The organism is Marinovum sp. (assembly GCF_034669705.1).
In the GTDB taxonomy this organism is placed as follows: Bacteria; Pseudomonadota; Alphaproteobacteria; order Rhodobacterales; family Rhodobacteraceae; genus Marinovum.
Map to the genome: position 1 here is coordinate 17,801 of NZ_JAXMOR010000038.1, position 26,215 is coordinate 44,015.

Consider the following 26,215-nt stretch of genomic DNA (forward strand, 5'->3'; position numbering starts at 1 on the left):
TCCGCGCCCCGGACCTGTTCCGGGGCCTCTTGGTTTGTGTCTGGCGATGAGGTCCCGGCTCGGGGGCCAGGACAGCAGCGTGAAGATCGTGAGGGGTGGGAAAGGACCCAGGCCGGCAGCCGCGGCGCGACCCGTTCAGCCGGCGGTCTGTTGCAGGCGCTCGGCGTAGGCGCGAAGCTCTTCGGCCTCGTGGCGGGCGTCGCGAAGGCCCTCCATCGCGGCGGTCAGCTCGGCCTCTGTCTGGGCCAGCTGGTTGGTCAGCTCGGCCTCGCGCTGCTGCAGGTAGGTGATCGCCTGATCGCGGGTCTCTTCGGCCTCGTGCAACTCCTGGCTCATCCGCTCGAGCTCGCCGACGTCGGATTTCGACACCGCGGTGAAGCGGTGCAGCAGCCAGTTGGCAAACCAGCCGAGGCAGAAGGCCACAAACAGGACGATCGCCGTGGCGATGATAAATTCTGTCCTACTCATCCGCGGCGTCCTCCGTAGCAGAAGCGCCGTCTTCTTCTACGGATTCCCCAGTGTTTTCAAGCTCCGATTCCGCCTCGGCCGCATCTTCAACCTGCAGCAGGCGGAATTCGATCCGGCGGTTGGCCTCGCGGCCGGCCTCGCTGTCGTTGCTCTCGATCGGCTGGGTCTCGCCATAGCCTCTGGCGCGGAAGGTCGAGGTCAGCACCCGGCGGTTGCGCAGCTCGGTCAGGATCGCGTCGGCCCGGGCCTGGCTGAGCTCGAGGTTCATGCTCTCGCGGCCCTGGCTGTCGGTGTGGCCGGCGATCTCGAGGTCGATCTGACCACAGCCCGAGAGCACCTCGGCGATGTCGTCGAGGATGTCCTTGCCGGTGGCGTCGAGCGTGTTGGAACCGGGCTCGAAGCTCAGCTTGCGGTCGCCGAGGACGGTGGCGATGCGGCCGAGGCATTCCTCTGGGGTGGGGAGGGCGGCCAGCGGGTCGAGCGCCTCGACATACTCGACCTCGATGGTGAATTCCGCCGCCTCGCCCAGCTTCTCGGTCATCAGGGCCGCCATCGCGACACTGGCCGACTGGTCGCCGGTGCGACCCGAGATGCGCATGTCGTCGGGGGTGACGGTGACCGCGCCATTGGCGAGATAGGACAGCGATTCGATTGCCGCCAGCACCCGCACCGGCCAGCCGGCGGGCAGGTTCTCGTCGACCCGGGCGGTGCTGCGCACCGCGCCGCTGTCGAACGCCGCCTTGGCATAGCTCTCCGCCGTCTGCCGGGTCATCTCGCTCGAGACCCGGCCGCGCAGGTGCACCTGGCCTTCCGGGCTCAGGGTGGCAACGAACTCGGGGGGGCCGTCGTCGTTTTCCTCGGGGGTTTCCGGCAGTACCGCGGTCAGATCGAACACCGGCGGCAGCTGATTTTCCAGCCCGCCGACGGTCTGGTCGAAGAGGTCCTGGTCGGTGCCTTCGGGCACGATCATCGAGATCTCGGCATCACTGATCGTCAGGGCGCCGCCACCCAGCGTGTCGAGCGCGGCAATCGCCAGCTCGGCCCCTTCGGCCCAGCGCTTGGTCGGCACGCCCAGACCGATGCGGCATTCGGTGTCACCGTCCAGGCCCTTGGCGGCGGTGGCGGCGGCGAGGATGCGGTCGCGGGCCGCCTCGGTGTCGGCGGAACAGGCCTCGAAACGGCCGGCCCCGCCTTCGATCACGTAGCGCAGGGTGAACGGCGTGATCACCGGCCGCGGCGCCGAGATCGCCAACTGCACGCGCACCCCCTCCGGCGCCAGCTTGAGCAGCGCCGCCTCGGTGGTCACGCGCTCGTCCTCGCTCTCGGTCATGGCGGTGACGTATACTTCCGAAGGTTCGACCGAGATCTTCGAGCGCGGCAGCCGGGTCAGCGCCTCGAGCGCAAAGCGCATGGCGCCGTCCCAGCCCTCGGGCACCGGATGTTCGGCGGTCTCCATCAGGTCCGAGACCTTGTCCTTGCCGACGATCTTGCCCAGCCGGGCGACCATTTCGGCGTGCTTGGCACCCTTGGGCACCAGGCCGATCAGCGACACCCCGGCATCATTGCGCAGGATCTCGACCGAGAACTTCGGCGGTGCGAGGCCCTGGGTGTCGACCACATCCATCTGGTCGATCACCCGCGCGGCGTCGACCACCTGCCCGGCGTTCGACAGGGCGCGGAAGCGTGCCGCCTCGGTGGGCGCGGTGCCGAACAGGTAGACCTGCAACCCGGTGGCATCGACCGAGGCCCAGCTCAGACCGGCGGTCTGGAACTGCTCGGTGACGGCCTCTTCCGAGGCGTCTTCGACAAGGGTGACCGCAAAGCCGGCGGCGACGATGGACAGGACCGCCGCAACGGCGAAGGAGGAGGCGGGCAGCACATAGGTCGAAAGACGCATAAGGCGGGTCCGGACTGTGAACGGTTGCAGAGCAATACGCCGGTCGCCGGGCGGTTTCAATCAGGCCAGCAGCGCGGCGGCGAAAAACAGCACAGGTAGCAGCCCGGCGTTGCGGTTCGAGCGGAAGAGCATCAGCAGCCGGTCCATGTCGTCCATCCTGAGCATCCGCATCTGCCAGACCATGTGCCAGCCCATCGCCCAGGGCCCGCCAAGCGCGATCACCAGCGCCAGCAGCCCCTCGCGTGGTACCGCCAGGACGATCGCCAGCCCCATCAGGCTGACGCTGGCCGGCAGGAAGCGGCCGAGCCACTTCGGCGTGGCGGTCCCGAACAGCCGGGCGGTGGATTTCACCCCGATCAGCGCGTCGTCCTCCTTGTCCTGATGGGCGTAGATCGTGTCGTAGAACAAGGTCCAGCCGATCCCGGCGAGATAGAGCACGAGCGCCGGCCACTCGAGCCGCCCGGTATGCGCCGTCCAGGCCAGCAGCGCGCCCCAGTTGAAGGCCAGCCCGAGGAAGACCTGTGGCCACCAGGTGAAGCGCTTGGCGAAGGGGTAGATCGCCACCGGCACCAGCGCCGCAATGCCAAGCACGATGGCGGCCATGTTGAAGCTGAGCAGGATGGCAAAGGCCACGAGCGATTGCGCCGCCATCCACAGCAGCGCGCCGGTGACCGAGACCTGCCCCGAGGGGATCGGCCGCGAGGCGGTGCGCGCCACCGAACCGTCGATATGGCGGTCGGTGATGTCGTTCCATGTGCAGCCGGCGCCACGCATCAGCAGCGCGCCCAGGCCGCAGCCGGCAAAGATCCACAGGTCGTGCCACTGCGCCCGACCGGTGTGCAGCATCGCCAGCAGCAGCCCCCACCAGCAGGGCAAGAGCAGCAGCCAGGTGCCGATCGGCCGGTCGGCACGGCTCAGCCGCAGGTAGGGTCGGGTGGCGGCAGGGGCCAGCCGGTCGACCCAGTTGCCGCGCACCGCGTCGGACACCTGACCGTCGGCGTCAGGGGTCGCCTGCCCCTCCAAGACCTCTGGCGTCGGGCTCTGCTCTGTCATATCTGTCATCCCATGAGTGGCACGGTCAGGCTGTATGTAGAGCACCCGCTGGGGCAGGGGCAAACCATTCCTCTGGAACGGGCGCAGGCGCATTACCTCTTCGGGGTGATGCGGCTGGAGGCCGGGGCGGAGCTCTTGCTGTTCAACGGGGCTGACGGCGAATGGCGTGCCGAGGTGGCCCAGGTCGGCAAGCGCGGCGGCGTGCTGGTCTGCCGCGAACAGAGCCGGGCGCAAGCCGCGCCGCCGGATCTCTGGCTGGTCTTTGCCCCGGTCAAGAAGGCGCAGACGCAGTTCATCGTCGAAAAGGCGGTGGAGATGGGGGTGGCGCATCTGCAGCCGGTGCTGACCGAGTTCACCAATTCCGAGCGCCTGCGCGTCGACAAGGCGCGGCTGCATGCGATCGAGGCGGCGGAGCAATGTGGCGCGACCTATGTGCCGGAGGTGGCGGAACCGCAAAAGCTGTCGCGGCTGCTCGATCAGTGGCCGGCCGAGCGGCGTTTGCTGTTCTGTGACGAGGCGCAGGCGGGGGGCTCCTCGGCCCTTGCGGGCCTCCTCGCCCTGCGCGACCGGGCCGCCGGTCCCTGGGCGATCCTGATCGGCCCTGAGGGCGGGTTTTCCGAGCCCGAACGCGCCCGGCTGCAGGGCTTCGACTTCACCCACCCGGTGGCCTTGGGCCCGCGCATCCTGCGCGCCGAGACCGCGGCGGTGGCGGCGCTGACGCTCTGGCAGGCGGCGCTGGGAGACTGGCAATGATGCGGCCGGCCGGTGCGGAGGACGTCGGCACCCTGCGCGCGTTCCTCGCCGCCCATGTCGAGACCTCGATGTTCCTGCTCGGCAATCTCGAGGCGCATGGGCTGGAGCGCGCGACCGATCCCAAGGCGACGCGTTACTTCCTCTGGGAAGAGGCGGGGCGGCTCTCCGGCGTGTTCGGCGTGACCCCCGATGGCGACCTGATGTGCCAGATGCCGGCGATCCCCCGGGAGGCGGCGAGCGCCTTCGCGTCGGCGCTGCAGGGCCACCGGATCGTGGGCATCACCGGCGTGGCGGGGCAGGTCGAGCGGGTACTGGCCGAGCTCGCTCTGCCGCGTGACGCTTGGCAGATGGATGAGATCGAGCCGCTCTATCGTCTCGAGCTGGAGGCGCTGGGCGCGTCTGCCGAGGTGATCCGCGCGCCCGGGGCTGGCGATCTCGAGATGCTCGAGGGCTGGTATCTGGCCTATCACCTCGACACCGGGCTGGCCACCGGTGCGCAGGCCAAGGCCCAGGCGGCGCGGCGGGCGCGGGCTGCGGTGGGATCGGACCGGCATGTGCTGTTGATCGAGGACAGCCGTCCAGTGGCCCTGTCGCAGCACACCGTGCGGGCCGGGAGCGCGGTGCAGATCGGCGGCGTCTTTGTGCCTCCGCCGTTGCGCGGGCAGGGCCTTGCCGGGCGCGTGGTGGCGGCGCAGCTGCACCGGTTGCGGGCCGAGGATGTTGAGACCGCGATCCTCTTTGCCGCCTCCACCAGCGCCGCGCGCGCCTATGAGCGCATCGGCTTTCGTCACATCGGCCACTACCGGGTGGCGATGCTGAAGGCGCCGCAGGTGCTGGGGGTGGCGGCATGAGCTTTGTCCGCCCGGAGGTGCGCGCCACGCTCTGGCGCTGGCGCGAGGTGCTGACCGGCGGCGCGCTGCTGGCACTGGGGCTCTGGTGGGGCTTTGGGGCCACCGGCTGGATGATCAACGGGCTGGGCCATCTGCTCTCGCTCATGGCGCTGGCGCTCTTGGTGCTCGGGCTGCAGCGCGGCCGGTTTCGTGACGGCGCCGACGGGCCGGGGGTGGTGCAGATCACCGAGGGCCGGGTGGCCTATTTCGGCCCGCTCACCGGCGGCGCGGTGGATATGGCCGATCTCTCGCGCCTCGGCCTCGACCGGCGGGGCCAGCCGGCGCAATGGGTCCTTGTGCAGCCCGGCCATGACCCGCTTCACATTCCCGTCACCGCCAAGGGCGCCGACCAGCTGTTCGATGCCTTCACCACCCTGCCGGGGCTGCGCACCGAATACATGCTGCGCGAGCTGGCGCGCGACAGCGCGACCGAGGCGGTGATCTGGCAGCGCCATGCTGAGGTCCGAGCCCTGCATTGACAGCCGGGGCATTTCCGCCCATCCCTTGCACACCCTGAAGGCCACGATCGGAGCTGCGCCCATGTCCATTCCTCAATCCGGCGGCGGTGTGATCGAACGCCCCGAGCAACTGGCCGACTACCTCGCATCCGGTTGCAAACCCAAGGAAAACTGGCGCATCGGCACCGAGCACGAGAAGTTCGGCTACTGCAAGGACACGCTGAAGCCCTTGCCCTATGAGGGTGCGCGCTCGATCGAGGCAGTGCTCTCGGGGCTGCGCGACCGGCATGGCTGGGCGCCGGTGACCGAAGGCGGCAAGCTGATCGGGCTGGAAAAGGATGGCGCCAACGTCAGTCTCGAGCCGGGCGGTGCGCTGGAGCTGTCGGGCGCGCCGATGGAGACCATCCACCAGACCTGCGACGAGGTGAACGTGCACCTGCGCGAGGTCAAGGATATCGCCGACGAGATCGGCGTCGGCTTTATCGGCCTCGGCGCCGCGCCGATCTGGGACCACGACGAGATGCCGCTGATGCCGAAGGGCCGCTACAAGCTGATGGATGCCTATATGGGCAAGGTCGGCAGCATGGGCCGGTCGATGATGCGGCGGACCTGCACGGTGCAGGTCAACCTCGATTTCGGCTCCGAGGCCGACATGGTGCAGAAGATGCGGGTGGCGATTGCGCTGCAGCCCGTGGCCACCGCGCTGTTTGCCAATTCGCCGTTCTTCGAGGGGCAGAAGAACGGCCACAAGTCTTGGCGGTCGCGGATCTGGCGTGATCTCGATGATGCGCGCACCGGGATGGTGCCGTTTGTGTTTGACGAAGGCTTCGGGTTCGAGCGCTGGGTCGACTACGCGCTCGATGTGCCGATGTATTTCGTCTATCGCGACGGTCAGTATATCGACGCGCTGGGCCTGTCGTTCCGCGATTTTCTGAACGGCGAGTTGCCGGCGCTGCCCGGCGAGAAGCCCCTGATGAGCGACTGGGCGGATCACCTGACCACGCTTTTCCCCGAGGCGCGGGTCAAGAAATTCATCGAGATGCGCGGCGCCGATGGCGGGCCGTGGCGCAGGCTCTGCGCGCTGCCGGCCTTCTGGGTCGGGCTGACCTATGATCAGGGCGCTTTGGACGCGGCCTGCGATCTGGTCAAGGGCTGGGATGCCGAGACCCGCGAGGCGCTGCGGGTGGCGGCCTCGGTGGACGGGCTGCAGGCCGAGGCGGGCGGCGTGAAGATGCACGATCTGGCGCGCGAGGTGCTGGCGATCTCGGAGGCCGGTCTGGTGGCGCGGGGGCGTGCGGGTTCCGGCGGGCTGGTGCCGGACGAGACGCATTTCCTCAACGCGCTGCGCGAGAGCGTAGAGAGCGGCAAGGTGCCGGCGGATGAGTTGCTGGAAGAATATGACGGCGACTGGGATGGCGACCTGACGCGGATTTTCGCGGCGCATTCGTACTGAGTGCAGGCTGGCTTCACGCGCCGACCGATGTGACTCACCCAGCGCGGAGTCAAGGCCGCAGGCCGCCGCGCGATCGCCGACCCGCCCCGTCGCACCAAAGGTGCGCCGCTCTTAAGTGGCCCGCCCACCGCGTGACGGGCGGCGATTTGGCTGGCCGTATCACGCCATCGCGAGCTTCTTCGGGTATCGAGGGATAAAGTGCCAGTCACTGCCGTTGCGTCGCCACCCCGCGGGTCGGCGATCGCGCGACTTCGTGGCGGGGATCAGGCGTTCAGCAGTGCGAGATACCGGTCGATCTCCTCGGCGCGCAGCGACCAGTCGCAGACGAAGCGGGCGCGCACCGTGTCCTCCTCCGGTCCCTCCAGTGACCCAAACAGCGTATACTTCGCGCCGGCCTCGTGCAGCCTGCGATGCAGACCCCGCGGCAGAGTGGCGAAGATCATGTTGGCCTGCACCTCGTAGTCGAACACCACCTGCGGACAGCCCCGTAACCCCTCGGCGAGACGCGCACCATTGGCGTTGGCCTGCGCCGCCATCTCCAGCCACAGCCCGTCCTCGAGATAGGCCAGCATCTGCGCCGCGAGGTAGCGGTGCTTGGAGAACAGATGCGCCCCGCGCTTGCGCCGCAGCTCGAACTCGCGGGCGCGGGCCGGGTCGAACAGAACCACCGCCTCGACCCCCATCAGCCCGTTCTTGGTGCCGCCAAAGCTCACCGCATCAATGCCCAGCTTCCAGGTCATCTCGGCCGGGGTGCAACCCAGAGCGGCCACCGCATTGGCAAAGCGCGCGCCATCCAGATGCACCGGGCTGCCATGGCGCCGGGCCAGGTCGCAGAGCGCGCGCAGTTCGTCCAGCGTGTAGAGCCTGCCGTTCTCGGTCACCTGGGTCAGCGTCACCGGCCCGGACTGGGCGATATGCACGTCGCCAGAGCCATGATGGACCAGCGCCGCGTCGAGCTCCGGCGGGGTCATCCGGTCGGCCTTGCCCACCAGCGTCAGCTTGGCGCCGCCGGTGTAGAACTCGGGCGCGTTGCATTCGTCGACCTGCACATGCGCCTCTGGCGTGCAGAACACCGTGTCCCAGGGCCGCGACAGGCAGGCCAGCGCCAAGGCATTCGCGGTGGTGCCGGTGGCCACAAGGTAGACCGCGGCCTCTGGCGCCTCGAAGACCTCGCGGATCCGCGTCTCGACCGCGCGGGTCAGGTCGTCGCTGCCGTAGGAGGGCACATGGCCCTCGTTGGCCTGCACCAACGCCTGCATCACGCGCGGGTGGACCGGGCCGGTGTTGTCGGAGGCGAAAAACATCTCAGACAGGCTCCTCGATGATATGGTCTTCCCAGTCGTCCTCGTCGATCTCGAACTCGGGCACCGTCTTGTCCTGCATCGATACGCCGGCGGCATGCACGCTGTCGGGGGTGCCCGAGATCAGCGGGTGCCAGTCATGCAGCGGCTTGCCCTGCCAGAGCAGCCGATAGGCGCAGGTCCGCGGCATCCAGTAGGCGTGGCTGTCGATATTCGCCGGGGTCAGCACGATGCATTCCGGCACGAACTCGTGGCGGATCTCATATTGCGAACAGCGGCAACTGCTGTCGTCGAACAACCGACAGGCGACACAGGTCAGCTCGACCTCGCCGGTGTCCTCGTCCTCGAGCTTGTTGAGGCAGCACTTGCCACAGCCGTCGCAGAGCGCCTCCCACTCCGGTGGCGAGAGGTCCTTGAGTGCCTTCTTCTCCCAGAAACGCGGCGCCAGGCCCTTGCGGTCGATCGGATCGCTCATCGCGCGGCCAGACTATCGCGGGCGCGGGCGCAATCGGCCTGCATCTGGGCCACGAAGGCGGCCTCGCTGTCAAAGGTCGTCTCGGGGCGCAGATAGGAGACCAGCCCGACCGAGAGATGCGCGCCGTAGAGATCGCCGGAGAAATCGAACAGGAAGGTCTCGAGGTTGGGCACCTCGCCGGCATATTGCGGCCGCACGCCGAGCGAGGCGGCGCCGCGATAGCTGCCTTTATGTGGACCGTCGGTGACATCGACCAGCACCGCATAGACCCCGAAGGCCGGCAGGTGCAGCCCGGTCAGGTCCATGTTGGCGGTGGGAAAGCCCAAGGTGCGGCCGCGCTGTTCGCCGCCCACCACCGGGCCGGCGATGCGGTGCCAATGGCCCAGCATCTCGGCCGCCAGCTCGGGCTTGCCGTCAGTCAGAGCCTGTCGGATCGCGGTGGAGGAGACCTGTGCCGTGCCCTTTTGCAGCAGCGGCGCGATGGTGACCTCGAAGCCCATCTCGCGGCCGAAGCGCACGAGGTCTTTGGCGGTGCCGGCGCGCTTGCGGCCAAAGCAGAAATCCGCCCCCACCACCACGTGCCGCAGGCCCAGACCGTCGCGCAGCACGCGGGCGCAGAATTCCTCGGGGCTAAGGCCGGCCATGGCGTGGTTGAAATTCAGCTCGTAGAGCACCTCGACGCCCAGCTTCTCGAGCCGCGCGGCACGCGCCTCTGGCGACATCAGCCGGAACGGCGGCGCCTCGGGGGCAAAGAATTCCCGCGGGTGCGGCTCGAAGGTGAGAATCCCCAGCGGCGCATCGGGCCGGCGGGCAAGGTCGATCACCGACAGGTGGCCACGGTGCACGCCATCGAAGTTGCCGATGGCAACGCTGGCGCCGCGATCCGGCGGCCGGGTGAACTGATAATCGCGGATGATACGCATGGCGCAGGGGTAGCCTCGCCGCCAGCCGCTGACAAGAGGCGGCGTTTGCCCGTCGCCTCTGCCCGTTGCGTCACACCCCGAGGGCTATTTCTGCCGCGGACCGCGCATCCGGTGGATGGTCTCGCGCACGCGCGCCCAGTCGCGGGCTTCGTCGGTCCTGCCCTGGGCCTCGCAGTCGCGCATCTTCTGCGACACTTCGACGATCGCCTTGTCGCCATGGGCCGAGACCAGTCGGCTGGCGTAGTCGGTGACTTCTATCGCATTCATGGTGGTTACTCCCGTACCTAAAGACTCACTTGGGCGCAGGGAATATAGCACATTTCGGCGCGGCTGGTGCGCTCAACTCCAAGTATAATTGAAACTGATCGAGATCCGGTGCTCTTCGGCGGTGTTCATCGGCACTTCATGGCGCAACCAGCTCTCCCAGAGCAGAACTTCGCCGACGGCGGGGGATTCGTAGACAAAAGTGCGGAGATCCTCTCGCACGCCCTTGCGCCGCGGCGGGGCGGCCATCATCCGGGCCGAGCGCGGATCCTCGAGCTTGAGCGCCGAGGCGCCTTCTGGCATCGCGACATAGGTGGTGCCGGAAATCACCGAATGCGGGTGCAGATGCGAGGAATGGAAACCGCCCTCCGGCAGGATGTTGATCCAGAGGTCCTCGAGCTTGAGCTGGCGCGCGTCGAGATCGAACTCCAGATCCTCGGCGAAGGCCGCCACATGGGCATCGAGCGACGCCACCAGATCGGCAAAGATCGGAAACCGCCACGGCAGATCGCTCAGCGAGGCATAGGAGGTATAGCCGGGGTAGTCATTGGCCTCGCACCAATCCTGACCGGCCTCGTCATCCTCGGCGATCGAGAGACAGGAGGCTTCGAGCTGGCCGGCGTCGATCGCGGGACTCTGCTCGGCAAGGGCGGCGCGATACAGTCGGGTGACAAAGAGAGAGCGGATATGTGCCATGATGTGCGATCTAGCGCGCGGCGCAGGATTCGGCGAGGCCAAATCTTGGCCCGCGCCGCGCACAGGAGTTTGACACAACTGGTAGTCTAGAATATTAGTGCATTTGCTGACTTTCCCCGAAGGATCCCCGCCATGCTGAACGATCCAGATCGGCTGTTTCCGGTCGAGCCGACCCTGCGTGAAACGGCCAGGGCGCTTTATGACAGCATCAAGGATTTGCCGATCCTCAGCCCGCACGGCCATTGCGATCCACGCTGGTTTGCCGAGAATCAGCGCTTTCCCAATCCGGCCGAGCTGTTCGTGATCCCCGACCACTATGTGTTTCGCATGCTGGTAAGCCAAGGCGTGGCGCTGACCGACCTCGGCGTGCCGCGGGCCGATGGCGGCGCGACCGAGCGCGATCCGCAGCGGATCTGGCAGCGCTTTGCCGAGAAGTTCCACCTGTTTCGCGGCACCCCCTCGGCCATGTGGCTGGAGCATTCCTTCGAGCATGTCTTCGGCCTCGACACGCCGCTCAGCGCCGAGGTGGCGCAGGCGCACTACGATCACATCGAGTCGCGGCTGGCGCAGCCTGCCTATCTGCCCCGGGCGCTGTTCGAGCGGTTCAACATCGAGCTTCTGGCCACCACCGAGGGCGCGCTCGACGACCTGCGCTGGCACCGGATGATCCGTGACAGCGGCTGGCAGGGGCGGATCGTCACCACCTACCGCCCCGACGCGGTGGTCGATCCCGAGTTCGAGGGCTTTGCCGAAAACCTCGCCGCGCTGGGCGAGATCACCGGCGAGGACACCACCACATGGGCCGGCTACCTCGCGGCGCATCGCACGCGGCGGGCGGTCTTCAAGGAGCACGGCGCCACCGCCTCGGACCACGGCCACCCCACGGCGCGCACCGAGGATCTGGGCGCAGAGGCCGCCGCCGCGCTCTACGACAGGGTGCGCAGCGGGCAGGCCACGGCGGAAGAGGCAGACCGGTTCCGCGGCCAGATGCTGACCGAGATGGCGCGGATGAGCCTTGACGACGGGCTGGTGCTGCAGATCCACCCGGGCAGCCGGCGCAATCATTCCGCCACGGTCTTTGACCGCCATGGCCGCGACAAAGGCTTCGACATCCCCGGCCGCACCGACTACGTCGCCGCGCTCAAGCCGCTGCTCGACGCGGTCGGCCTCGAGCCAGACCTCACCATCATTCTCTTCACGCTGGACGAGACCGCCTATGGCCGCGAGCTTGCGCCGCTGGCCGGGGCCTATCCGGCGCTGAAGCTCGGCCCGCCCTGGTGGTTCTTTGACAGCTACGAGGGCATCAAGCGGTTCCGCGAGGCCACCACCGAGACCTGCGGCTTCTACAACACCGCCGGGTTCAACGACGACACCCGCGCCTTCTGTTCGATCCCGGCCCGGCATGACGTCGCCCGCCGGTCCGATTGCGCCTATCTCGCCACCCTCGTCTGCACCGGCCGCCTGCGCGAGGCCGAGGCCTTCGAGCTGGCGCATGACCTGACCTACGGGCTTGCCAAGGCAGCCTACAACCTCTGACGCCGAAAGGAATTCCATGACGACCGCCGAAACCCGTTATGCCATCGATCCTGCCACCGCCAAGACCCTCGACACCGAGGGGCTGCGCGAGCATTTCCATGTCGGCGGGCTGTTTGCCGCCGGCGAGATCAAGCTGGTCTATTCGCATTACGACCGGCTGATCCTCGGCTCGGTGGTGCCAGACGGCACCCCGCTGACGCTCGACAATGTCCCAGAGACCGGCACCGCGTCGTTTCTTGACCGCCGCGAGATGGGCATCCTGAACCTGGCCGACAGCGGCGCGGTCGAGGTCGGCGGCGAGACCCACACGCTGGGCCGCGGCGAGGTGCTCTATATCGGTATGGGCGCCGGTGCGGTGACCTTCTCTGGCGGGCGCTTCTACGTGCTGTCTGCCCCGGCGCACCGGTCCTGCCCGACCAAGCTGATCCGTCTCGAGGATGCCCGCCGGGTCGAGATGGGCGCGCGCGAGACCGCCAACGAACGGGTGATCATCCAGTTCCTGCACCCCGAGGTCTGCGACAGCTGCCAGCTTCTGATGGGGTATACCCAATTCGCCGCCGGATCGGTCTGGAACACCATGCCGGCGCATACCCATGATCGCCGGATGGAGGCCTATCTCTATTTCGACATCCCCGAGGATCAGCGCGTCTTTCACTTCATGGGCAAGCCCGAAGAGACCCGCCATATCGTCATGGCCAATGAGGAGGCGGTGATCTCGCCGCCCTGGTCGATCCACTGCGGGGCGGGCACCTCGGCCTATACCTTCTGCTGGGCGATGGCCGGCGACAACGTCGACTTCACCGACATGGACATGGTCGCAATGGAGGATCTGCGATGAGCGGCGCGTTCCAGCTCACCGGCAAGCGGGCGCTGGTCACCGGCGCCAACACCGGCATCGGCCAGGCGATCGCGGTCGGGCTGGCCGAGTCCGGCGCACATGTGGTGGCCGTCGGCCGGCGCTCCTGCGACGAGACGGTGGCGCAGATCGAGGCGGCGGGGGGCAGCGGCGAGGCGCTGCTGCTCGACCTCGCCGATCCCGTGGCCGCGGCGGCGCGGCTGGGCGAGGCCGGTGATCTCGACATCCTTGTCAACAACGCCGGCATCATCCGCCGGGCGAATTCGGAGGATTACACCGAGGCCGACTGGGACGACGTGATGGACGTGAACCTCAAGGCGGTGTTCCTGATGTGCCAGGCCTTCGGCAAGGCGGCCATCGCGCGGGGCAGCGGCGGGCGGATCGTCAACATCGCCTCGCTGCTGAGCTTTCAGGGCGGCATAAGGGTGCCGGCCTATACCGCGGCCAAACATGGCGTGGCGGGGCTGACCAAGCTGCTGGCCAACGAGTGGTCGGCGCATGGCATCAACGTCAACGCCGTGGCACCGGGCTATATCGCCACCAATAACACCGCCGACCTGCGCAAGGACCCCAAGCGCTCGGCGGAAATCCTCGGCCGCATCCCGGCGGGCCGCTGGGGCGATCCGGCCGATATCGCCGGGGCGGTGGCGTTTCTGTGCATGCCGGCGTCGAACTATGTCACCGGCGCGGTGCTCAACGTCGACGGCGGCTGGCTGGCCCGCTGATCGCGGACGCAGGGTCGGGGCCGTCACCGCGCCCCCTCAGTGGGGGTCGAGCTCGGCCAGCAGGTCGAGCAGGCGCTCGTAGGCCTCGGCGCCGAGGGTCGCCTTGTAGCCGTCGATGATCCGCGCGGCACGGGCGGCATTGGCGTCGATAAAGGCCTGACCCTCGGGCGTGATCTCGATGAACTGCCGCCGCCGGTCGCGGGTGTCGCGGGTCTGGGTCACCAGCCCCTTGTCGCGCAGGGTCGAGGCGATGCGGGTCAGGCTGGGAAACAACAGGCAGGCACGGTTGGCCAGGGTCTTGGTGTCCATCACGCCATCTTCGGACAGCACCCGCAGCACCCGCCACTGCTGCTCGGTGATGCCGGTTTCGGCCAGCATGTCGCGGATCGGGGCCATCACCCCCTCGCGCGCCCGCAGCAGGGCGATCGGAAGCGAGCGGTGGGGGGCTGGCAGCCTGGCGGTCATGCCGATCCTCGTGATGCGTCGTGGCGATGCGACCGAGTCGGGGCGACAAGGCCTGATCTCACACCACATTTTAGCACCAATCGGCCCGCGGGCGATGCCCCAATTCGCAGCGGTCCGCGGACGGTCAGTCGAGGTGGAAGACCTCCTCCATGCCGGCCCACCATTCGCCCTCGGCGCGGGTCTCGAGCGGGCTTTGCATCGGGCCGCAGATTTTCCACCAGTCGCGGGTCACCGGGTCGGCGCCGATGGCGGCGCTGTCGGCGTCGAAATCACTGCCGGTGTATTCCCAGTAGCTGAACATCAGCATCTCGGGCTCGCGCAGGAAAATCGAGTAGTTGGTGATGTTCGAGCGCCGCAGCCGGTCGAGCACCTGTGGCCAGGCCTCGGCGTGCAGACGACGGTATTCGGTGGCGTGTTCCGGCTTCAGGCCGATGACATGGGCCATGCGTTTCATGCGGTGTCTCCTGTGATGTCGAGCGCGTAGACCCGGCGCGCCGTACCGGCAAAGAGCGCGTCGCGCTCGGGGATCGAAAGCTCTGCGGCCAGCGTCTGCGCGGTGTCGTGCCAGGCTGCGTAATCGCCGGCCAGCTCCAGCACCGGCCAGTCGCTGCCCCACATCAGCCGGTCGGCCCCGAAGCAGCCCTGGACGTGGTCGAAGACCGGCCGCAGGGTTCTGGCCGACCAGCCGGGGCCGTATTCATTGGCCAGACCAGAGAGCTTGCAGCTGACCTGCGGGTGCCGGGCCAATGCCGCGATGCCGGCGCGCCAGTTGTCGCCGGGATCGTCGCCGGCAAACCGCGGCTTGGCGCAATGGTCGATGATGATCGGCAGATCGGGCAGGCGGCGCGCCAGCGTGTCGATGACCGACAGGTGCCGCGGCGTGATCAGCGCATCGAGGCGCAGCCCGGCCGCCGCCACATCGCGCAGCCCTGCCAGCACGTCGTCGCGCAGGATCCAGTCGGTCTCGGGGATGTCGTGCAGCATCGGCCGGATGCCGCGCAGCAACGGGTGCTCCAGCCGCGCCAGCTGCGCCGGGACGTCGCCGGTGAGGTCGAGCCAGCCCACCACGCCGCGGATCAGCGGCGCGTCGTCGCTCAGCGCCAGCAGGAAGGCGGTCTCCTCGAGCGTCGGCGCGGCCTGCACCGCGACCGTGCCGCGCACCCCGCAGGCGGCGGCCAGCGGGGCGAGGTCCGGTGGCAGGATGTCGCGCCGGATCGCGGCCACGCTGTCATCCATCCAGCCATAGTCGCCCCGGTCGATCCGCCAGAAGTGTTGATGCGCGTCGATGGTCACGAAATTTCCTTGCAAGCTGCATTGTTCTAAATAATAACAAACCAAATCGGGAGGTACGTCAATGGCCAATTTATCCATCCTGCAGTTCGGCACCAGCCGCTTTCTGCAGGCCCATGCCGATCTGTTCCTGGCCGAGGCGCTGCCCGACACCCAGCCGCTGGTGGTGGTGCAGTCGAGCGGCGACGCCTCGCGCGCCGGCCGGGTCAAGGCGCTGGCGCGGGGCTACGATGTCCGGATCCGCGGCCTGCAGGACGGCGCGGCGCTGGACGAGACCCGCCATGTCACCTCGGTGGCGCGGGGGCTGTCGCTGGGGCCGGACCTGGACGAGGTCAGGCGGCTGATCGCCACCGAGGTGCAGATCATCCTGTCGAACACCGCTGACGCCGGGTTCGCGCCGCAGCCCGCCGACCGGGGCGAGACTTTCGACATGGCGATGTCCTACCCGGCCAAGCTGGCGCATCTGCTGCGGGCGCGCTTCGACGCCGGCGGCACCGCGCCCCAGATCATGCCGACCGAACTGGTGCGCAACAATGGCACGGTGCTGCGCGATCTCGTGCTGACGGCGGCAAAGGCCATGCCGCAGGCCTATCGCGACTGGCTCCGCGACGAGGTGGTCTGGGTCAATTCGCTGGTCGACCGCATCGTCTCGGAGCCGCTGCAGCCGGCCGGCGCGATCGCCGAGCCCTATGCGCTCTGGGCGATCAAGGCGCAGCCGCGGTTGGTGCTGCCCTGCACTCATCCGGCAATACGGGTGGTGCCCGATCTCGGGCCGATCGAGCGGCGCAAGCTGTTCGTGCTCAACCTCGGCCACAGCTGGATCGTCGCCGATTGGCTGTCACGCGACCGCGCCGGCGCGACGCTGGTGCGCGAGGTGATGGCGGATGCCGCCTGGGCGGACAGGCTGCGCGGGGTCTATGCGCAGGAGGTCATGCCGGGCTTTGCCGCCGCGGGCGAGGGCGATGGCGTGGCGGACTATGTGCAGACCACGCTCGAGCGGTTCGCCAACCCGTTCCTCGATCACCGACTGGAGGATATCGCCCAGAACCATGGCGAAAAGCTGGAGCGGCGCATCGGTGCCTTCCTGACCTGGGCCGAGGAGAACGGCGACACATCCGCCAAACCGCAACTGCGCGCCGCACTCGAGGGGAAATGACATGAAGACACGCCGCATCGGAACCACCGACCTGTCGGTCACCGAGGTCGCCTTTGGCTGCGCCAGCATCGGCAACCTCTATCGCGAAGCCAGCGACGCCGATGTCGTGGCGGTGCTCGCCGCCGCCTGGCAGGCCGGCATCCGCTATTTCGACACCGCGCCGCACTATGGCCGCGGTTTGTCAGAGACGCGGCTGGGCGCCTTTCTGGCATCGCGTCCCGAGGCGGTGATCTCGACCAAGGTGGGGCGGGTGCTGTCGCCGGCGAAGGTGCCGATCGCCGAGGCCGACTGCTATGTCAACCCGGCGCAGAACGACGTGCGTTACGACTATTCCGGCGACGGGCTGCAGGAGAGCTTCGAGCAGAGCTGCGAACGGCTTGGGCGCAGCCATGTCGATATCCTCTATGTGCATGATATCGGGGAATATACCCACGGCGTTGCTGGCAATGCGCCGCATCGCGAGGCGTTTCTCGGCAGCGGCTATGCCCGGCTGGTGCGGTTGAAGGAGCAGGGGCGGATCAAGGCCTTCGGTCTGGGCGTCAATGAATGCGAGGTCTGCCTCGACGTGATGCAGAACGCCGGGCCGCTCGACGTGATCCTGCTGGCCGGTCGGTTGACGCTGCTTGACCGCGCCGCCGAGGCCGAGCTGGTGCCGGCCTGTCGCGCGGCGGGGACCAGCCTGGTGCTGGGCGGCATCTTCAATTCAGGGATTCTGGCCACCGGGCCAGTGGCAGGCGCGACCTATGACTACGGCCCCGCGCCGACAGAGGTGCTGGGCCGGGTGGCGGCGCTGCAGGCGCAGGCCGAGGCGCTGGGCGTGCCGCTGGCCACCGCGGCGCTGCAGTTCGCGATGCGCCATCCGGCCACCGCCTCGGTGCTGCTGGGCACCGCGAAACCAGGGTCGCTTGCCCGCAACCTCGATGCGCTGGCGGCACCGGTGCCCGAGGGTCTGGCGGAGATGCTGGCCTGAGCTCAGCCCAGATCGTGATGGCGCAGCGAAGACAGCAGCGTCGTCTTGGAGGTGCGCAGGTGGCGTTGCGCGGCCTCCCGCGCGGCCCCGGCATCGCGCGCCTCGAGCGCGTCGATGATTGTCAGGTGCTCATCGATGGCGGCGGCGTTGCGGTGCTTTTCCTCGGACTTGTCCCACATGTAGTGGTAGTGAAAGATCAGCGAGATCACCTTTTGGAACTCGGCGATGAACCGGTTCCGGACCACCGAGTTGATCGCCAGGTGAAAGCGCTCGTCGAGCTTCGAGAACTCGTGGAAATCGCCGTCGATCGCCTGTTTCAGAGCAAGGTGATCGGCGCGCAGCTGCGCCAGCTCGGCCCAGACCGGGTGGTCGACCGGTGCCTCGGCCACCTGGGTCACCGCGTTGAGCTCGAGCACCGAGCGGAAGTCCGACAGCTCGATGGCGAAACCCTTGGTGAAGCCGAGCAGCATCCAGCCCCCCTGCGGCCGCCGCGACACCAGTCCAAAGCGGCTGAGGCCGGCGAGGAATTCCTTGAGATCGTATTGCGGCACGTCGAAGGTGCGCGACAGTTCCGCCACCGACAGCGGCGTGTTGGCCGGCACGTCAAACCGCAGCACCCAGTCGAGGAACCGCTGCTCGAGATCGCGCCGGTCGGCCGGTGCCTCCGGCAGGGCGATGCGATCCTCGGGACGGGGCTGGCGCAACAGGTGCTTGTCGCGGCCCCGCCAGGAGATCAGCCCGCGCTCTTCCATCCGGGTCAGGCAGCGGCGGATCACCGTGCGGCTGACGCCGGCAATCTCGGCCAGCCGGGTTTCCGAGGGGATCGGCGCCTCGGGCGGCAAAGTCTCGCAATAGCCCAGGATGCGGTTGAAGGCCTCACGGTACCTGGTGTCACTGCGCGCCATCTCGCTGCCTTTCCGCCCGCCGCGTGCGGGCCAGAGTGTATTTGTACAATATTATAAAAAACAATTGACGAGATCAAGCGAGGCTTGTTTATGTACTAAATAATTAAATGCAGAGACAGTGAACAGGTCAGTGATGAAGGGGAGGCGCATGTCAGACGCAACCAAACCCGCAGCCAGCCGCGGGGCGACGCCACTGGCGGCCCTGATGCCGGAGGCGGCCAAGATCCACCGCCTTTCGGCGCTGCTGACGCTGCTTCTTCTGGTGGCCGGGTTCTCGCTAGCGAGCCAAGCGTTCTTTTCGGTCAACAACGGGCTGACGATCCTGCTGCAGACCTCGGTGATCGGGCTTTTGGGCATCGGCATGACCATGGTGATCATCACCGGCGGTATCGACCTTTCGGTGGGCTCCGTGCTGGCGCTCTCCGGTGTGGGCACGGCGATGGCGGTCAAGGCGGGGGTGCCGGTGGCTCCGGCGATGGCGCTGGGCGTGGTGATCGGCGGGCTGTGCGGTGCGGTCAACGGGCTGGTGGTGACCCGGATGAAGATTCCGCCCTTCGTGGCAACGCTGGGCATGATGCTGATGGCCCGCGGCCTGGCGCTGCAACTGACCGGCGCGGCGCCGATCTCGCAGCTGGGTGAGGCCTTTGGCCGGCTTGGCAACGGCGCGCTGTTACGCATGGTCGAGATGCAGCCCAACGGCTTTCCCAAGGTGATCTTTCCCGGCATCCCCTATCCCGCGATCCTGCTGCTGATTGTCGCGGCTGGTGCCGCCTACATGCTGCGCCGTCGCCAGATCGGCCGGCACATCTATGCCACCGGCTCCAATGAAGAGGCGGCGCGGCTCTCCGGCGTGCGCGTCGATCAGACCAAGCTCTATGCCTATGTCATGTCGGGTGCTCTGGCGGGGCTCGCGGGCAACGTGCTGATGTCGCGGCTGGTCACGGCGCAGCCCAGCGAAGGGGTGATGTACGAGCTTGACGCCATCGCCGCAGCGGTGATCGGCGGGGCCTCGCTCTCGGGCGGCGTCGGCACCGTGTCGGGCACGATGATCGGCGCCTTCATCATCGGCATCCTGCGCAACGGGCTGAACATGGCGGGCGTCTCCGCCTTCATCCAGCAGATCGTGATCGGCGCGGTGGTGATCGGCGCGGTCTGGATCGACCAGATGCGCAACCGGCGCTGAGCCGGAACGTGGCCCGGCGCCGCGAGGGCGGCGGCCGGGCCAGAAGATAAGACCAAGACCCATAATCTCAACTGAGGAGGAATGAGATGAAGACCCTTAAGCTTGGAATGCTCGCGTCGGTGATGGCGCTCTCGGCCGGGATGGCCACCGCCGGCGAGATCGCGGTGATCGTCAAGACCACCAGCTCGAACTTCTGGCAGAACGTCAACAAGGGCGCCGAGGCGGCCATTGCCGACCAGTCCGAGCACAGCTTCAGCTTCGACGGCCCGGCGACCGAGAGCGCGGTGGCCGACCAGGTCAACCTCGTCGAGAACGCGATCAACCGCGGCGTCTCCGGCATCGTGCTGGCGCCCTCGGACCCGGAAGCGCTGGCGCCGGCCGTCAAGCGCGCCTACGAGAACGGCATTCCGGTGGTGATCATCGACAGCGCCCTGACCGAGAGCGCCGAGGGCACCTACCAGGCGTTCCTGTCGACCGACAACTGCGCCGCCGGCGAGGAAGTCGCTAAGCGGATGATCGAGGAGGCCGGCACCGAGGGCAAGGTCGCGGTGATGTCCTATGTCGCGGGCGTCGGCTCGGAAATCGGCCGCGTGGGCTGTTTCTCGGACTACATCGAGGCCAATTCCGCCCTAGAGATCGTCGGGCCGTACTACTCTCAGAGCCAGATGGCACTGGCGCTGAACCAGACCACCGACATCCTCGCCTCGAACCCAAATCTGGTCGGCATCTTCGGTGCCAACGAGCCGACCGCTGTCGGCATGGGCCGCGCCATCATGCAGGCGGGCAAGGGCGGTCAGCTGGTCGCCCTCGGCTTTGACGGCAACGGCGATCTGCAGCAGTTCGTGCGCGACGGGCTGATGGAGGCGACCGCGGTGCAGGGCTCTTTTGCGATGGGCGAAAAGGGCGTGAACGCGATCATCGACATTCTCAACGGCGAAGAGGTCGAGAGCTTCATCAACACCGGCGTGGTTCTGGTGGACAAGGAGAACATCGACACCGACGTCGCCCAGAACGTGCTCTACTGAGCAGACTGCCGGAGGGCGCGTCGCGGCGCGCCCTCCGATCCGCAACAAACGACGACCCCGGCAGAAAGGCACCCCATGTCGCAGCCCCCCCTGGTAGAAATGACCGGCATCGAGAAGCACTTCGGCGGCGTGCGCGCCGTCGATCACGTCTCGATCGACCTCTATCCCGGCGAGGTGGTCGGCGTGCTGGGCCACAACGGTGCCGGCAAGTCCTGCCTGATGCGCATTCTGGCCGGGGCGATGATCCCCAACGCCGGCGAGATCCGCGTCAACGGCCGGACGGTGAGCTTTGCCGACCCCAATGACGCCCGCGAGGCCGGGATCGAGACGATTTACCAGACGCTGGCGCTGGCCGACCACCTCGACGCGCCGTCGAACCTGTTTCTCGGCCGCGAGCTCAAGACCCGGCTAGGCAATCTCGACGATGCCCGCATGCTGGCGGAATCGCGCAAGGTGCTGGCGCGGCTCAACCCGAACTTCAAGAACCTGCAGGATCCGGTCTCCTCGCTCTCGGGCGGCCAGCGGCAGGTGATCGCGATTGCCCGGGCGATCTATTTCGATACCCGCGTGCTAATCATGGACGAACCGACGGCGGCGCTCGGCCCGTCGGAGACCGCGATGGTTGCCGACCTGATCCGCCAGCTGCAGTCCGAGGGCATCGGCATCCTGCTGGTCAGCCACGACATGCACGATGTCTTCGACCTCTGCGACCGCGTGGTAGTGATGAACAAGGGCCGGCTCGTGGGCGCGCATCGCATCGACGAGGTGACAAAGGACGACGTGCTCAGCCTGATCGTCAAGGGCGAACTGCCGGCCGATTGGACGGCCCGCAACTTGGAGGCGGCGCAATGAAGGATAGCGTGCAGGACGTGATGACATGCGGGCTCTGTGTCGAGCCGGGCACCTTTGCGCTGGAAGAGCGTGCCTTGCCGCAGGAGGCCCCCGCGGGACACCGGCTGGTCGATATCGCCGCGATCGGCATCTGCGGCACCGATTATCATATCTTCGAGGGCAAGCACCCGTTTCTGGACTACCCGCGCGTCATTGGCCACGAACTCTCGGGCCATCTGGCCGACGGGCCTGACGCCGGGACGCTGGTTGTGGTGAACCCCTATCTGTCCTGCGGCAGCTGCCGGGCCTGCCGCCGTGGCAAGCCGAACTGTTGCAGCGATATCGCGGTGCTGGGCGTGCATACCGACGGTGGCATGTGCGCCAGAATCGCTGTGCCCGAGCAGAACCTCTATCCCGCCGAGGGGCTGACGCCAGAGCAGGCGGCAATGGTCGAGTTTCTCGCCATCGGCGCCCATGCGGTGGCACGCTCGGGCTGCGGCGCCGGCGACCGGGTGATGGTGACCGGCGCCGGGCCGATCGGGCTTGGCACCGCGCTCTTTGCCCGCATCGCCGGGGCCGAGGTGCACCTGATGGACCTCAGCGCCCAGCGTCTGGCCAAGGCGCGCGAGGTGTTCGGCTTTGACGACACCCATCAGCCGGGCGACGATATCCTGTCCGGCGATCTGGCCGAGGGGTTCGACCTGGTGTTCGATGCCACCGGCAATGCCAAGGCGATCGAGGCGGGCTTTCCGCTGGTGGCGCATGGCGGCAGCACCGTGCTGGTCAGCGTGGTCAAGGAGAGCATCACCTTTGCCGACGCCGAGTTCCACAAGCGCGAATCGCGCATCATCGGCAGCCGCAACGCGCTGAAGGCCGACTTCGACCGGGTGATGGCGGCGATCCGCAGTGGCGCGGTGCCCACCGACGCCATCGCCTCGGAGGTGGTGCCGCTTCAGGACCTGCCGGCGCGCTTTGCCGGCCTCGCCGATGACCGCGACCACCTGATAAAGGTCCTGGTGACCCCATGAAGGACGAAACGATGACCGACCAGCCCTTTGCCCTTTGCCTGCACCCCGCCGACAACGTGCTCGTGGCCCTGCGCAAGGTGCCCGAGGACACCACTTTGCCACAGGGGGTGCGCCTGCGCGAGACGGTGCCGGCGGGCCACAAGATCGCCCTGCGCGACATTGCCGCCGGCGAGACCATCCTGAAATACGGCCAGATCATCGGTGTGGCTATCGCCGATATAGCCGCCGGCGCGCATGTGCATGTGCACAACCTCGGGATGGGCGCACACAAGCAGGACCACGCCTTTGGCGCCGGTGCCGAGGCGCTGCCAGCGCCCGAGTCCGCGGCCGAATTCATGGGCTTCCACCGCCCCTCGGGTCGGGTCGGCACCCGCAACTACATCGGCATCCTCACCTCGGTGAACTGCGCCGGCTCGGTCGCGCGCTTCATCGCCGAGGCGGCCGAGCGCGCCGATCTGCTGGCCGGTTTCCCCAATGTCGACGGCATCGTGCCGATCGTGCATGGCACCGGCTGCGGCATGTCCGGCGGCGGCGAAGGCTATGAGACCCTGTTCCGCACCCTCGCGGGCTATGGCCACAACGCCAATTTCGGTGCCATCCTGATGGTCGGGCTGGGCTGCGAGGTGATGCAGATCCCCGATCTGATCGACCGCAAGGCGCTCAAGGACAGCGCGCGCTTTCGCTACATGACGATCCAGCAGCAGGGCGGCACCCGCGCCACCGTCGACAAGGGCCTGTGGATCCTGCGCGATCTTGCCGCCGAGGCTGACAAGGCGACCCGCGCGCCGGCCCCCGCCAGCCACCTCGTGCTCGGCATGCAGTGCGGCGGCTCGGACGGCTATTCCGGCATCACCGCCAACCCGGCGCTGGGCGTGGCCTCTGACCTCCTGGTGCGCCACGGCGGCACCTCGATCCTGTCGGAAACCTCGGAAATCTACGGCGCCGAACACCTGCTGACACGGCGCGCCGTGGATGCCCCCACCGGCCGCAAGCTGATCGACCTGATCGACTGGTGGGAGGACTACACCGCCCGCAACCTCGGCGAGATGGACAACAACCCAAGCCCCGGCAACAAGCGCGGCGGGCTGACCACTATCCTCGAGAAATCTCTGGGCGCCGTGGCCAAGGGCGGCAGCGCACCGCTTTCCGGCGTCTACAAATACGCCGAGCCGATCGATGCACCGGGCTTCGTGTTCATGGACAGCCCCGGCTACGATCCTTGTTCGGTCACCGGACAGGTTGCCTCTGGTGCCAACCTGATCGCCTTCACCACAGGGCGGGGCAGCGTTTCGGGCTATCAGCCGGTGCCCTCGATCAAGCTCGCCTCGAACCCCGATCTCTGGCGCCGGATGGAGCCCGACATGGACGTCAACTGCGGCGACATCCTCGACGGTGTCAGCCTCGCGGCCAAGGGGCAGGAAATCTTCGACCTGCTGCTCTCGGTGGCGTCCGGCACGCAGACCAAGAGCGAGGCGCAGGGCTTTGGCGCGGTGGAATTCGTGCCCTGGCAGATCGGCGCGGTGATGTGAAGCACAAGGGGCGGCCTGACAGGGCTGCCCGCTGCAAAGACGTCAGAGATAGGCGTCTGAATCGAGGAAGAACAGGGTCTCGATCACCTGCACGTGGCGGGCCCAGGTCCAGTGCGGCGCGTGCCGGCGATAGCGCGCCGAAGCCATCAGAGCGCGGAAGGCATTCGCCGTCGCAGGGCCCCAGGCCCCGTCCAGCGCGCCCGTGTAATAGCCCGAGAGCTTGAGGCTGTTCTGCACCCCGCGACGGGTGCTGGCCGGGCGGCTTTCGAACTCGCGGCGCAGCTCGTCGAGGGTGACGCCGCCGGCCTGCGCCGAGGCTCCGGCTGCGAGCGCGGCCAGCGGGGCGGCGAGGATAAAGCATCTGCGATCAATCATGGTCTGTCTCCGAATAAGCATGGTCTGCCGGCGGCGAAGCGCCCGTCGGGCGCGATCCGGCCGGGTCTCAGGTCGCAGGCGATCGGGGCGGGATTGCGGCGGTTTTCCGAAAACTTTCTGACAGGCGCCTGACGGACCACGGCTCGGCGGTCCGGCGCGGTCACGCAGTCGCGACCTTGGGAAAATCCGCCATTTTGCGGCTTTGCAGCCGATCTGATATGTCCTAAGGCGAAGCGCCGGGCCGATCCCGGAAAAACGCCCCGGCGGCCCCGGGACGGCTGTTTCACGAACGACGTCTCCGGCCGAACCGGTCCGATCCCTGCCAAGCCAGGGAAATTCGATCCGGCCGGCCACAAGACTCCGTCCAACCCCTTGGCCAGGGTCGAAGTTTCCGGTCTAACTGGGGTCAGCACGACCCCGGCAGGCTGGCCGACAGGCAGGATTTACAGGCAGGACCGAAATGACCGATATCAAGACCCGCATGCAGGACCATCAGGCCTATCGCGCGGGGAGCCATGACTTTCAGAACGACATCGACCTGATCGCCGCCAGCGAGACGGTGACGGTCATTCTCGAGACGGTGCGCCTGGCGACCGAGATGCGCTTTGCCGCGGTGTCGCGCGTCACCGAGGACCGCTGGGTCGCCTGTCGCACCGCCGACGACATCCAGTTCAACCTTGATAGCGGCGACGAGATCGACATCAAGAGCACCTTTTGCCAGACCGTCCGGGACACCAAGTTGCCGGTGATCTTCGACGATGTCACCAGAGACGAGACCTATCTCGACCATCCGATCGCGCAGCAGTTCGGCATCGTCAGCTATGTCTCGATCCCGATCTACCGCAGCGACGGCAGCTTCTTCGGCACGCTCTGCGGCATCGACACGGTGCCGCGGCGGGTGAAACGCGCCAAGGTGCAGGCGATGTTCAAGATGTTCGCCGAGCTGATCGGCCGCATCCTCGACACCGAGATGCGGCTCGAGGCACAGGAGCAGATGGTCGAACACGAGCGCCGTCTGGCCGCCGCGCGCGAGGAATTCGTCGCCATCCTCGGCCACGACCTGCGCAACCCGGTGACCGCCTTCGGCGCCGGCCTGCGCCAGCTGCGCGGCGAGACCCTGACCGAGCGCGGCGAGACCACCGTCTCGCTGATGCGCGCGGCGGTGCTGCGGATGGAGGATCTGATCGGCAACATGCTGATCCACGCCAAGCAGCGGCTGGGCGGCGGGCTCTCGGTCTCGGTGACCTCCGATGCGCCGATCCGCCAGGCGATCACCCAGGTGGTCGAGGAGGTGCGCATCGCTCACCCCGCGCATGAGGTGCGGCTCGATCTCGATATCGACCGCCCGGTCAGCTGCGATGCGCCGCGGGTGGCGCAGGCGGTGGCCAACCTGTTGTCGAACGCGGTGCAGCACGGTCTTGAGGACGGACCGATCAAGGTCGCGGCCTTCTGCGATGACGCCGGGCTGACCATCGCCGTCACCAATCGCGGCCCGGCGCTGTCGGATGACCTGGCCAGAAAGCTCTTCGAGCCCTTCCGTCGGGCGGCGGAGTCGGGCAGCGACGGTCTCGGCCTCGGGCTCTACATCGCCTCGGCCATCGCCACGGCGCACAACGGCCATCTCGAGGTCAAGAGCGGCGACGGCGAGGTCACCTTCGCCTTCCGCCTGCCGCTCTTCGCCTGAGCGTTCGCAGCCGGACCCGCCGATCG

General features: G+C 67.6%; 28 protein-coding genes. 15 read left to right on the forward strand and 13 right to left on the reverse strand.

The genetic code is table 11. The features are described from left to right. Positions 1–135: 135 nt before the first annotated feature. From VOI27_RS19900 to ubiA, 3 genes are read right to left on the reverse strand one after another with little or no spacing between them, the layout of a single operon-like run. Entirely contained in the window at positions 136–468 is a 333-nt protein-coding gene (locus VOI27_RS19900) for a hypothetical protein (protein ID WP_323767809.1), read from the reverse strand. Further along, on the reverse strand, positions 461–2,365 hold the full coding sequence (locus VOI27_RS19905; protein ID WP_323767811.1) for an OmpA family protein: 1,905 nt from the start codon (positions 2,363–2,365) through the stop codon (positions 461–463). Before VOI27_RS19905 ends, VOI27_RS19900 begins: the two co-directional genes overlap by 8 nt. A 60-nt stretch (positions 2,366–2,425) precedes the next feature. Continuing rightward, entirely contained in the window at positions 2,426–3,418 is a 993-nt protein-coding gene (gene ubiA / locus VOI27_RS19910; protein ID WP_323767813.1) for a 4-hydroxybenzoate octaprenyltransferase, read from the reverse strand. 12 nt (positions 3,419–3,430) lie between these two features. Between ubiA and VOI27_RS19915 the strand changes: the two genes are divergently transcribed. The 4 genes from VOI27_RS19915 (at position 3,431) to VOI27_RS19930 (ending at position 6,972) form a co-directional block, all read left to right on the forward strand. Then, positions 3,431–4,171 (forward strand): 16S rRNA (uracil(1498)-N(3))-methyltransferase, encoded by a 741-nt coding sequence (locus VOI27_RS19915; RefSeq protein WP_323767815.1) that lies wholly within the window; start codon positions 3,431–3,433, stop codon positions 4,169–4,171. After that, complete coding sequence (locus VOI27_RS19920; RefSeq protein ID WP_323767817.1) at positions 4,168–5,022, forward strand: GNAT family N-acetyltransferase; 855 nt, start codon at positions 4,168–4,170, stop codon at positions 5,020–5,022. The genes VOI27_RS19915 and VOI27_RS19920 overlap by 4 nt, the downstream gene beginning before the upstream one ends. Next, positions 5,019–5,540 (forward strand): hypothetical protein, encoded by a 522-nt coding sequence (locus VOI27_RS19925; protein WP_323767819.1) that lies wholly within the window; start codon positions 5,019–5,021, stop codon positions 5,538–5,540. The genes VOI27_RS19920 and VOI27_RS19925 overlap by 4 nt, the downstream gene beginning before the upstream one ends. Positions 5,541–5,601: 61 nt before the next feature. Then, a complete protein-coding gene (locus VOI27_RS19930) occupies positions 5,602–6,972 on the forward strand; it encodes a glutamate--cysteine ligase (protein WP_323767821.1) in 1,371 nt (456 codons plus the stop codon). Between the two features lie 263 nt (positions 6,973–7,235). Here VOI27_RS19930 and VOI27_RS19935 read toward each other — a convergent pair whose 3' ends face one another. The 5 genes from VOI27_RS19935 to VOI27_RS19955 all read right to left on the reverse strand — a co-directional run bounded on the left by VOI27_RS19935 (position 7,236) and on the right by VOI27_RS19955 (position 10,631). After that, positions 7,236–8,276, reverse strand: a complete 1,041-nt coding sequence (locus VOI27_RS19935; RefSeq protein WP_323767823.1) for a threonine aldolase family protein — start codon at positions 8,274–8,276, stop codon at positions 7,236–7,238. Between the two features lies 1 nt (position 8,277). After that, entirely contained in the window at positions 8,278–8,748 is a 471-nt protein-coding gene (locus tag VOI27_RS19940; RefSeq protein ID WP_323767825.1) for a YcgN family cysteine cluster protein, read from the reverse strand. Further along, positions 8,745–9,671 carry a bifunctional riboflavin kinase/FAD synthetase gene (locus tag VOI27_RS19945; RefSeq protein ID WP_323767827.1) on the reverse strand — a complete coding sequence of 309 codons (927 nt, stop codon included), beginning with the start codon at positions 9,669–9,671 and terminating at the stop codon, positions 8,745–8,747. Before VOI27_RS19945 ends, VOI27_RS19940 begins: the two co-directional genes overlap by 4 nt. An 84-nt stretch (positions 9,672–9,755) precedes the next feature. After that, positions 9,756–9,938 carry a hypothetical protein gene (locus tag VOI27_RS19950; protein ID WP_323767830.1) on the reverse strand — a complete coding sequence of 61 codons (183 nt, stop codon included), beginning with the start codon at positions 9,936–9,938 and terminating at the stop codon, positions 9,756–9,758. Between the two features lie 72 nt (positions 9,939–10,010). After that, positions 10,011–10,631 (reverse strand): TIGR02466 family protein, encoded by a 621-nt coding sequence (locus VOI27_RS19955; RefSeq protein WP_323767832.1) that lies wholly within the window; start codon positions 10,629–10,631, stop codon positions 10,011–10,013. Positions 10,632–10,763: 132 nt separating this feature from the next. Here VOI27_RS19955 and uxaC point away from each other — a divergent pair, with 132 nt between their 5' ends. The 3 genes from uxaC to kduD are packed head-to-tail and all read left to right on the forward strand — an operon-like array spanning position 10,764 to position 13,748. Then, positions 10,764–12,167 (forward strand): glucuronate isomerase, encoded by a 1,404-nt coding sequence (gene uxaC, locus VOI27_RS19960; protein WP_323767834.1) that lies wholly within the window; start codon positions 10,764–10,766, stop codon positions 12,165–12,167. A 16-nt stretch (positions 12,168–12,183) separates the two neighbouring features. Continuing rightward, positions 12,184–13,005, forward strand: coding sequence for a 5-dehydro-4-deoxy-D-glucuronate isomerase (gene kduI, locus VOI27_RS19965; RefSeq protein ID WP_323767836.1), 822 nt, complete (start codon positions 12,184–12,186; stop codon positions 13,003–13,005). After that, positions 13,002–13,748, forward strand: coding sequence for a 2-dehydro-3-deoxy-D-gluconate 5-dehydrogenase KduD (kduD, locus tag VOI27_RS19970; protein ID WP_323767838.1), 747 nt, complete (start codon positions 13,002–13,004; stop codon positions 13,746–13,748). The genes kduI and kduD overlap by 4 nt, the downstream gene beginning before the upstream one ends. 36 nt (positions 13,749–13,784) lie before the next feature. Here kduD and hpaR read toward each other — a convergent pair whose 3' ends face one another. The 3 genes from hpaR to VOI27_RS19985 all read right to left on the reverse strand — a co-directional run bounded on the left by hpaR (position 13,785) and on the right by VOI27_RS19985 (position 15,506). Continuing rightward, complete coding sequence (gene hpaR / locus VOI27_RS19975) at positions 13,785–14,213, reverse strand: homoprotocatechuate degradation operon regulator HpaR (RefSeq protein ID WP_323767840.1); 429 nt, start codon at positions 14,211–14,213, stop codon at positions 13,785–13,787. Between the two features lie 124 nt (positions 14,214–14,337). Continuing rightward, positions 14,338–14,667 (reverse strand): L-rhamnose mutarotase, encoded by a 330-nt coding sequence (locus VOI27_RS19980; protein WP_323767843.1) that lies wholly within the window; start codon positions 14,665–14,667, stop codon positions 14,338–14,340. After that, entirely contained in the window at positions 14,664–15,506 is an 843-nt protein-coding gene (locus tag VOI27_RS19985; protein WP_323767844.1) for an amidohydrolase family protein, read from the reverse strand. The genes VOI27_RS19980 and VOI27_RS19985 overlap by 4 nt, the downstream gene beginning before the upstream one ends. Positions 15,507–15,567: 61 nt before the next feature. Here VOI27_RS19985 and VOI27_RS19990 point away from each other — a divergent pair, with 61 nt between their 5' ends. Beyond that, positions 15,568–16,659 carry a mannitol dehydrogenase family protein gene (locus tag VOI27_RS19990; protein ID WP_323767846.1) on the forward strand — a complete coding sequence of 364 codons (1,092 nt, stop codon included), beginning with the start codon at positions 15,568–15,570 and terminating at the stop codon, positions 16,657–16,659. 1 nt (position 16,660) lies between these two features. After that, positions 16,661–17,629, forward strand: a complete 969-nt coding sequence (locus VOI27_RS19995; protein WP_323767848.1) for an aldo/keto reductase — start codon at positions 16,661–16,663, stop codon at positions 17,627–17,629. 2 nt (positions 17,630–17,631) lie between these two features. Here VOI27_RS19995 and VOI27_RS20000 read toward each other — a convergent pair whose 3' ends face one another. Beyond that, positions 17,632–18,534, reverse strand: coding sequence for a GntR family transcriptional regulator (locus VOI27_RS20000; protein ID WP_323767853.1), 903 nt, complete (start codon positions 18,532–18,534; stop codon positions 17,632–17,634). Positions 18,535–18,682: 148 nt separating this feature from the next. Here VOI27_RS20000 and VOI27_RS20005 point away from each other — a divergent pair, with 148 nt between their 5' ends. The 5 genes from VOI27_RS20005 (at position 18,683) to VOI27_RS20025 (ending at position 24,130) form a co-directional block, all read left to right on the forward strand. Beyond that, positions 18,683–19,717: an ABC transporter permease gene (locus tag VOI27_RS20005; protein WP_323767855.1), complete on the forward strand. Its 1,035-nt coding sequence runs from the start codon at positions 18,683–18,685 to the stop codon at positions 19,715–19,717. An 86-nt stretch (positions 19,718–19,803) separates the two neighbouring features. Beyond that, positions 19,804–20,742, forward strand: coding sequence for an ABC transporter substrate-binding protein (locus VOI27_RS20010; RefSeq protein ID WP_323767857.1), 939 nt, complete (start codon positions 19,804–19,806; stop codon positions 20,740–20,742). A gap of 75 nt (positions 20,743–20,817) precedes the next feature. After that, positions 20,818–21,594, forward strand: coding sequence for an ATP-binding cassette domain-containing protein (locus VOI27_RS20015; protein ID WP_323767859.1), 777 nt, complete (start codon positions 20,818–20,820; stop codon positions 21,592–21,594). Next, positions 21,591–22,601, forward strand: a complete 1,011-nt coding sequence (locus VOI27_RS20020; RefSeq protein WP_323767860.1) for a zinc-binding alcohol dehydrogenase family protein — start codon at positions 21,591–21,593, stop codon at positions 22,599–22,601. The genes VOI27_RS20015 and VOI27_RS20020 overlap by 4 nt, the downstream gene beginning before the upstream one ends. Further along, positions 22,598–24,130, forward strand: a complete 1,533-nt coding sequence (locus VOI27_RS20025; protein WP_323767862.1) for an altronate dehydratase family protein — start codon at positions 22,598–22,600, stop codon at positions 24,128–24,130. Before VOI27_RS20020 ends, VOI27_RS20025 begins: the two co-directional genes overlap by 4 nt. Positions 24,131–24,172: 42 nt before the next feature. Here VOI27_RS20025 and VOI27_RS20030 read toward each other — a convergent pair whose 3' ends face one another. Next, a complete protein-coding gene (locus tag VOI27_RS20030) occupies positions 24,173–24,505 on the reverse strand; it encodes a hypothetical protein (RefSeq protein WP_323767864.1) in 333 nt (110 codons plus the stop codon). Positions 24,506–24,965: 460 nt separating this feature from the next. On the opposite strand from VOI27_RS20030, the gene VOI27_RS20035 reads away from it, so the two are divergent. After that, on the forward strand, positions 24,966–26,189 hold the full coding sequence (locus tag VOI27_RS20035; protein WP_323767866.1) for a GAF domain-containing sensor histidine kinase: 1,224 nt from the start codon (positions 24,966–24,968) through the stop codon (positions 26,187–26,189). Positions 26,190–26,215 lie beyond the last annotated feature (26 nt).

What these genes read in the sequence shown, in the direction of transcription:
- kduI (WP_323767836.1), top strand. Translation starts at nt 12,184, where the DNA reads ATGACGACCGCCGAAACCCGTTATGCCATCGATCCTGCCACCGCCAAG.
- VOI27_RS20025 (WP_323767862.1), top strand. Translation starts at nt 22,598, where the DNA reads ATGAAGGACGAAACGATGACCGACCAGCCCTTTGCCCTTTGCCTGCAC.
- VOI27_RS20030 (WP_323767864.1), bottom strand. Translation starts at nt 24,505, where the DNA reads ATGATTGATCGCAGATGCTTTATCCTCGCCGCCCCGCTGGCCGCGCTC.
- VOI27_RS20000 (WP_323767853.1), bottom strand. Translation starts at nt 18,534, where the DNA reads ATGGCGCGCAGTGACACCAGGTACCGTGAGGCCTTCAACCGCATCCTG.
- VOI27_RS20035 (WP_323767866.1), top strand. Translation starts at nt 24,966, where the DNA reads ATGACCGATATCAAGACCCGCATGCAGGACCATCAGGCCTATCGCGCG.
- VOI27_RS19945 (WP_323767827.1), bottom strand. Translation starts at nt 9,671, where the DNA reads ATGCGTATCATCCGCGATTATCAGTTCACCCGGCCGCCGGATCGCGGC.
- VOI27_RS19930 (WP_323767821.1), top strand. Translation starts at nt 5,602, where the DNA reads ATGTCCATTCCTCAATCCGGCGGCGGTGTGATCGAACGCCCCGAGCAA.
- VOI27_RS19940 (WP_323767825.1), bottom strand. Translation starts at nt 8,748, where the DNA reads ATGAGCGATCCGATCGACCGCAAGGGCCTGGCGCCGCGTTTCTGGGAG.
- VOI27_RS19905 (WP_323767811.1), bottom strand. Translation starts at nt 2,365, where the DNA reads ATGCGTCTTTCGACCTATGTGCTGCCCGCCTCCTCCTTCGCCGTTGCG.
- VOI27_RS19915 (WP_323767815.1), top strand. Translation starts at nt 3,431, where the DNA reads ATGAGTGGCACGGTCAGGCTGTATGTAGAGCACCCGCTGGGGCAGGGG.
- VOI27_RS20005 (WP_323767855.1), top strand. Translation starts at nt 18,683, where the DNA reads ATGTCAGACGCAACCAAACCCGCAGCCAGCCGCGGGGCGACGCCACTG.
- VOI27_RS20015 (WP_323767859.1), top strand. Translation starts at nt 20,818, where the DNA reads ATGTCGCAGCCCCCCCTGGTAGAAATGACCGGCATCGAGAAGCACTTC.
- VOI27_RS20020 (WP_323767860.1), top strand. Translation starts at nt 21,591, where the DNA reads ATGAAGGATAGCGTGCAGGACGTGATGACATGCGGGCTCTGTGTCGAG.
- VOI27_RS19925 (WP_323767819.1), top strand. Translation starts at nt 5,019, where the DNA reads ATGAGCTTTGTCCGCCCGGAGGTGCGCGCCACGCTCTGGCGCTGGCGC.
- ubiA (WP_323767813.1), bottom strand. Translation starts at nt 3,418, where the DNA reads ATGACAGAGCAGAGCCCGACGCCAGAGGTCTTGGAGGGGCAGGCGACC.
- VOI27_RS19990 (WP_323767846.1), top strand. Translation starts at nt 15,568, where the DNA reads ATGGCCAATTTATCCATCCTGCAGTTCGGCACCAGCCGCTTTCTGCAG.
- VOI27_RS19995 (WP_323767848.1), top strand. Translation starts at nt 16,661, where the DNA reads ATGAAGACACGCCGCATCGGAACCACCGACCTGTCGGTCACCGAGGTC.
- VOI27_RS19900 (WP_323767809.1), bottom strand. Translation starts at nt 468, where the DNA reads ATGAGTAGGACAGAATTTATCATCGCCACGGCGATCGTCCTGTTTGTG.
- kduD (WP_323767838.1), top strand. Translation starts at nt 13,002, where the DNA reads ATGAGCGGCGCGTTCCAGCTCACCGGCAAGCGGGCGCTGGTCACCGGC.
- VOI27_RS20010 (WP_323767857.1), top strand. Translation starts at nt 19,804, where the DNA reads ATGAAGACCCTTAAGCTTGGAATGCTCGCGTCGGTGATGGCGCTCTCG.
- VOI27_RS19955 (WP_323767832.1), bottom strand. Translation starts at nt 10,631, where the DNA reads ATGGCACATATCCGCTCTCTCTTTGTCACCCGACTGTATCGCGCCGCC.
- VOI27_RS19980 (WP_323767843.1), bottom strand. Translation starts at nt 14,667, where the DNA reads ATGAAACGCATGGCCCATGTCATCGGCCTGAAGCCGGAACACGCCACC.
- VOI27_RS19950 (WP_323767830.1), bottom strand. Translation starts at nt 9,938, where the DNA reads ATGAATGCGATAGAAGTCACCGACTACGCCAGCCGACTGGTCTCGGCC.
- VOI27_RS19935 (WP_323767823.1), bottom strand. Translation starts at nt 8,276, where the DNA reads ATGTTTTTCGCCTCCGACAACACCGGCCCGGTCCACCCGCGCGTGATG.
- hpaR (WP_323767840.1), bottom strand. Translation starts at nt 14,213, where the DNA reads ATGACCGCCAGGCTGCCAGCCCCCCACCGCTCGCTTCCGATCGCCCTG.
- VOI27_RS19920 (WP_323767817.1), top strand. Translation starts at nt 4,168, where the DNA reads ATGATGCGGCCGGCCGGTGCGGAGGACGTCGGCACCCTGCGCGCGTTC.
- uxaC (WP_323767834.1), top strand. Translation starts at nt 10,764, where the DNA reads ATGCTGAACGATCCAGATCGGCTGTTTCCGGTCGAGCCGACCCTGCGT.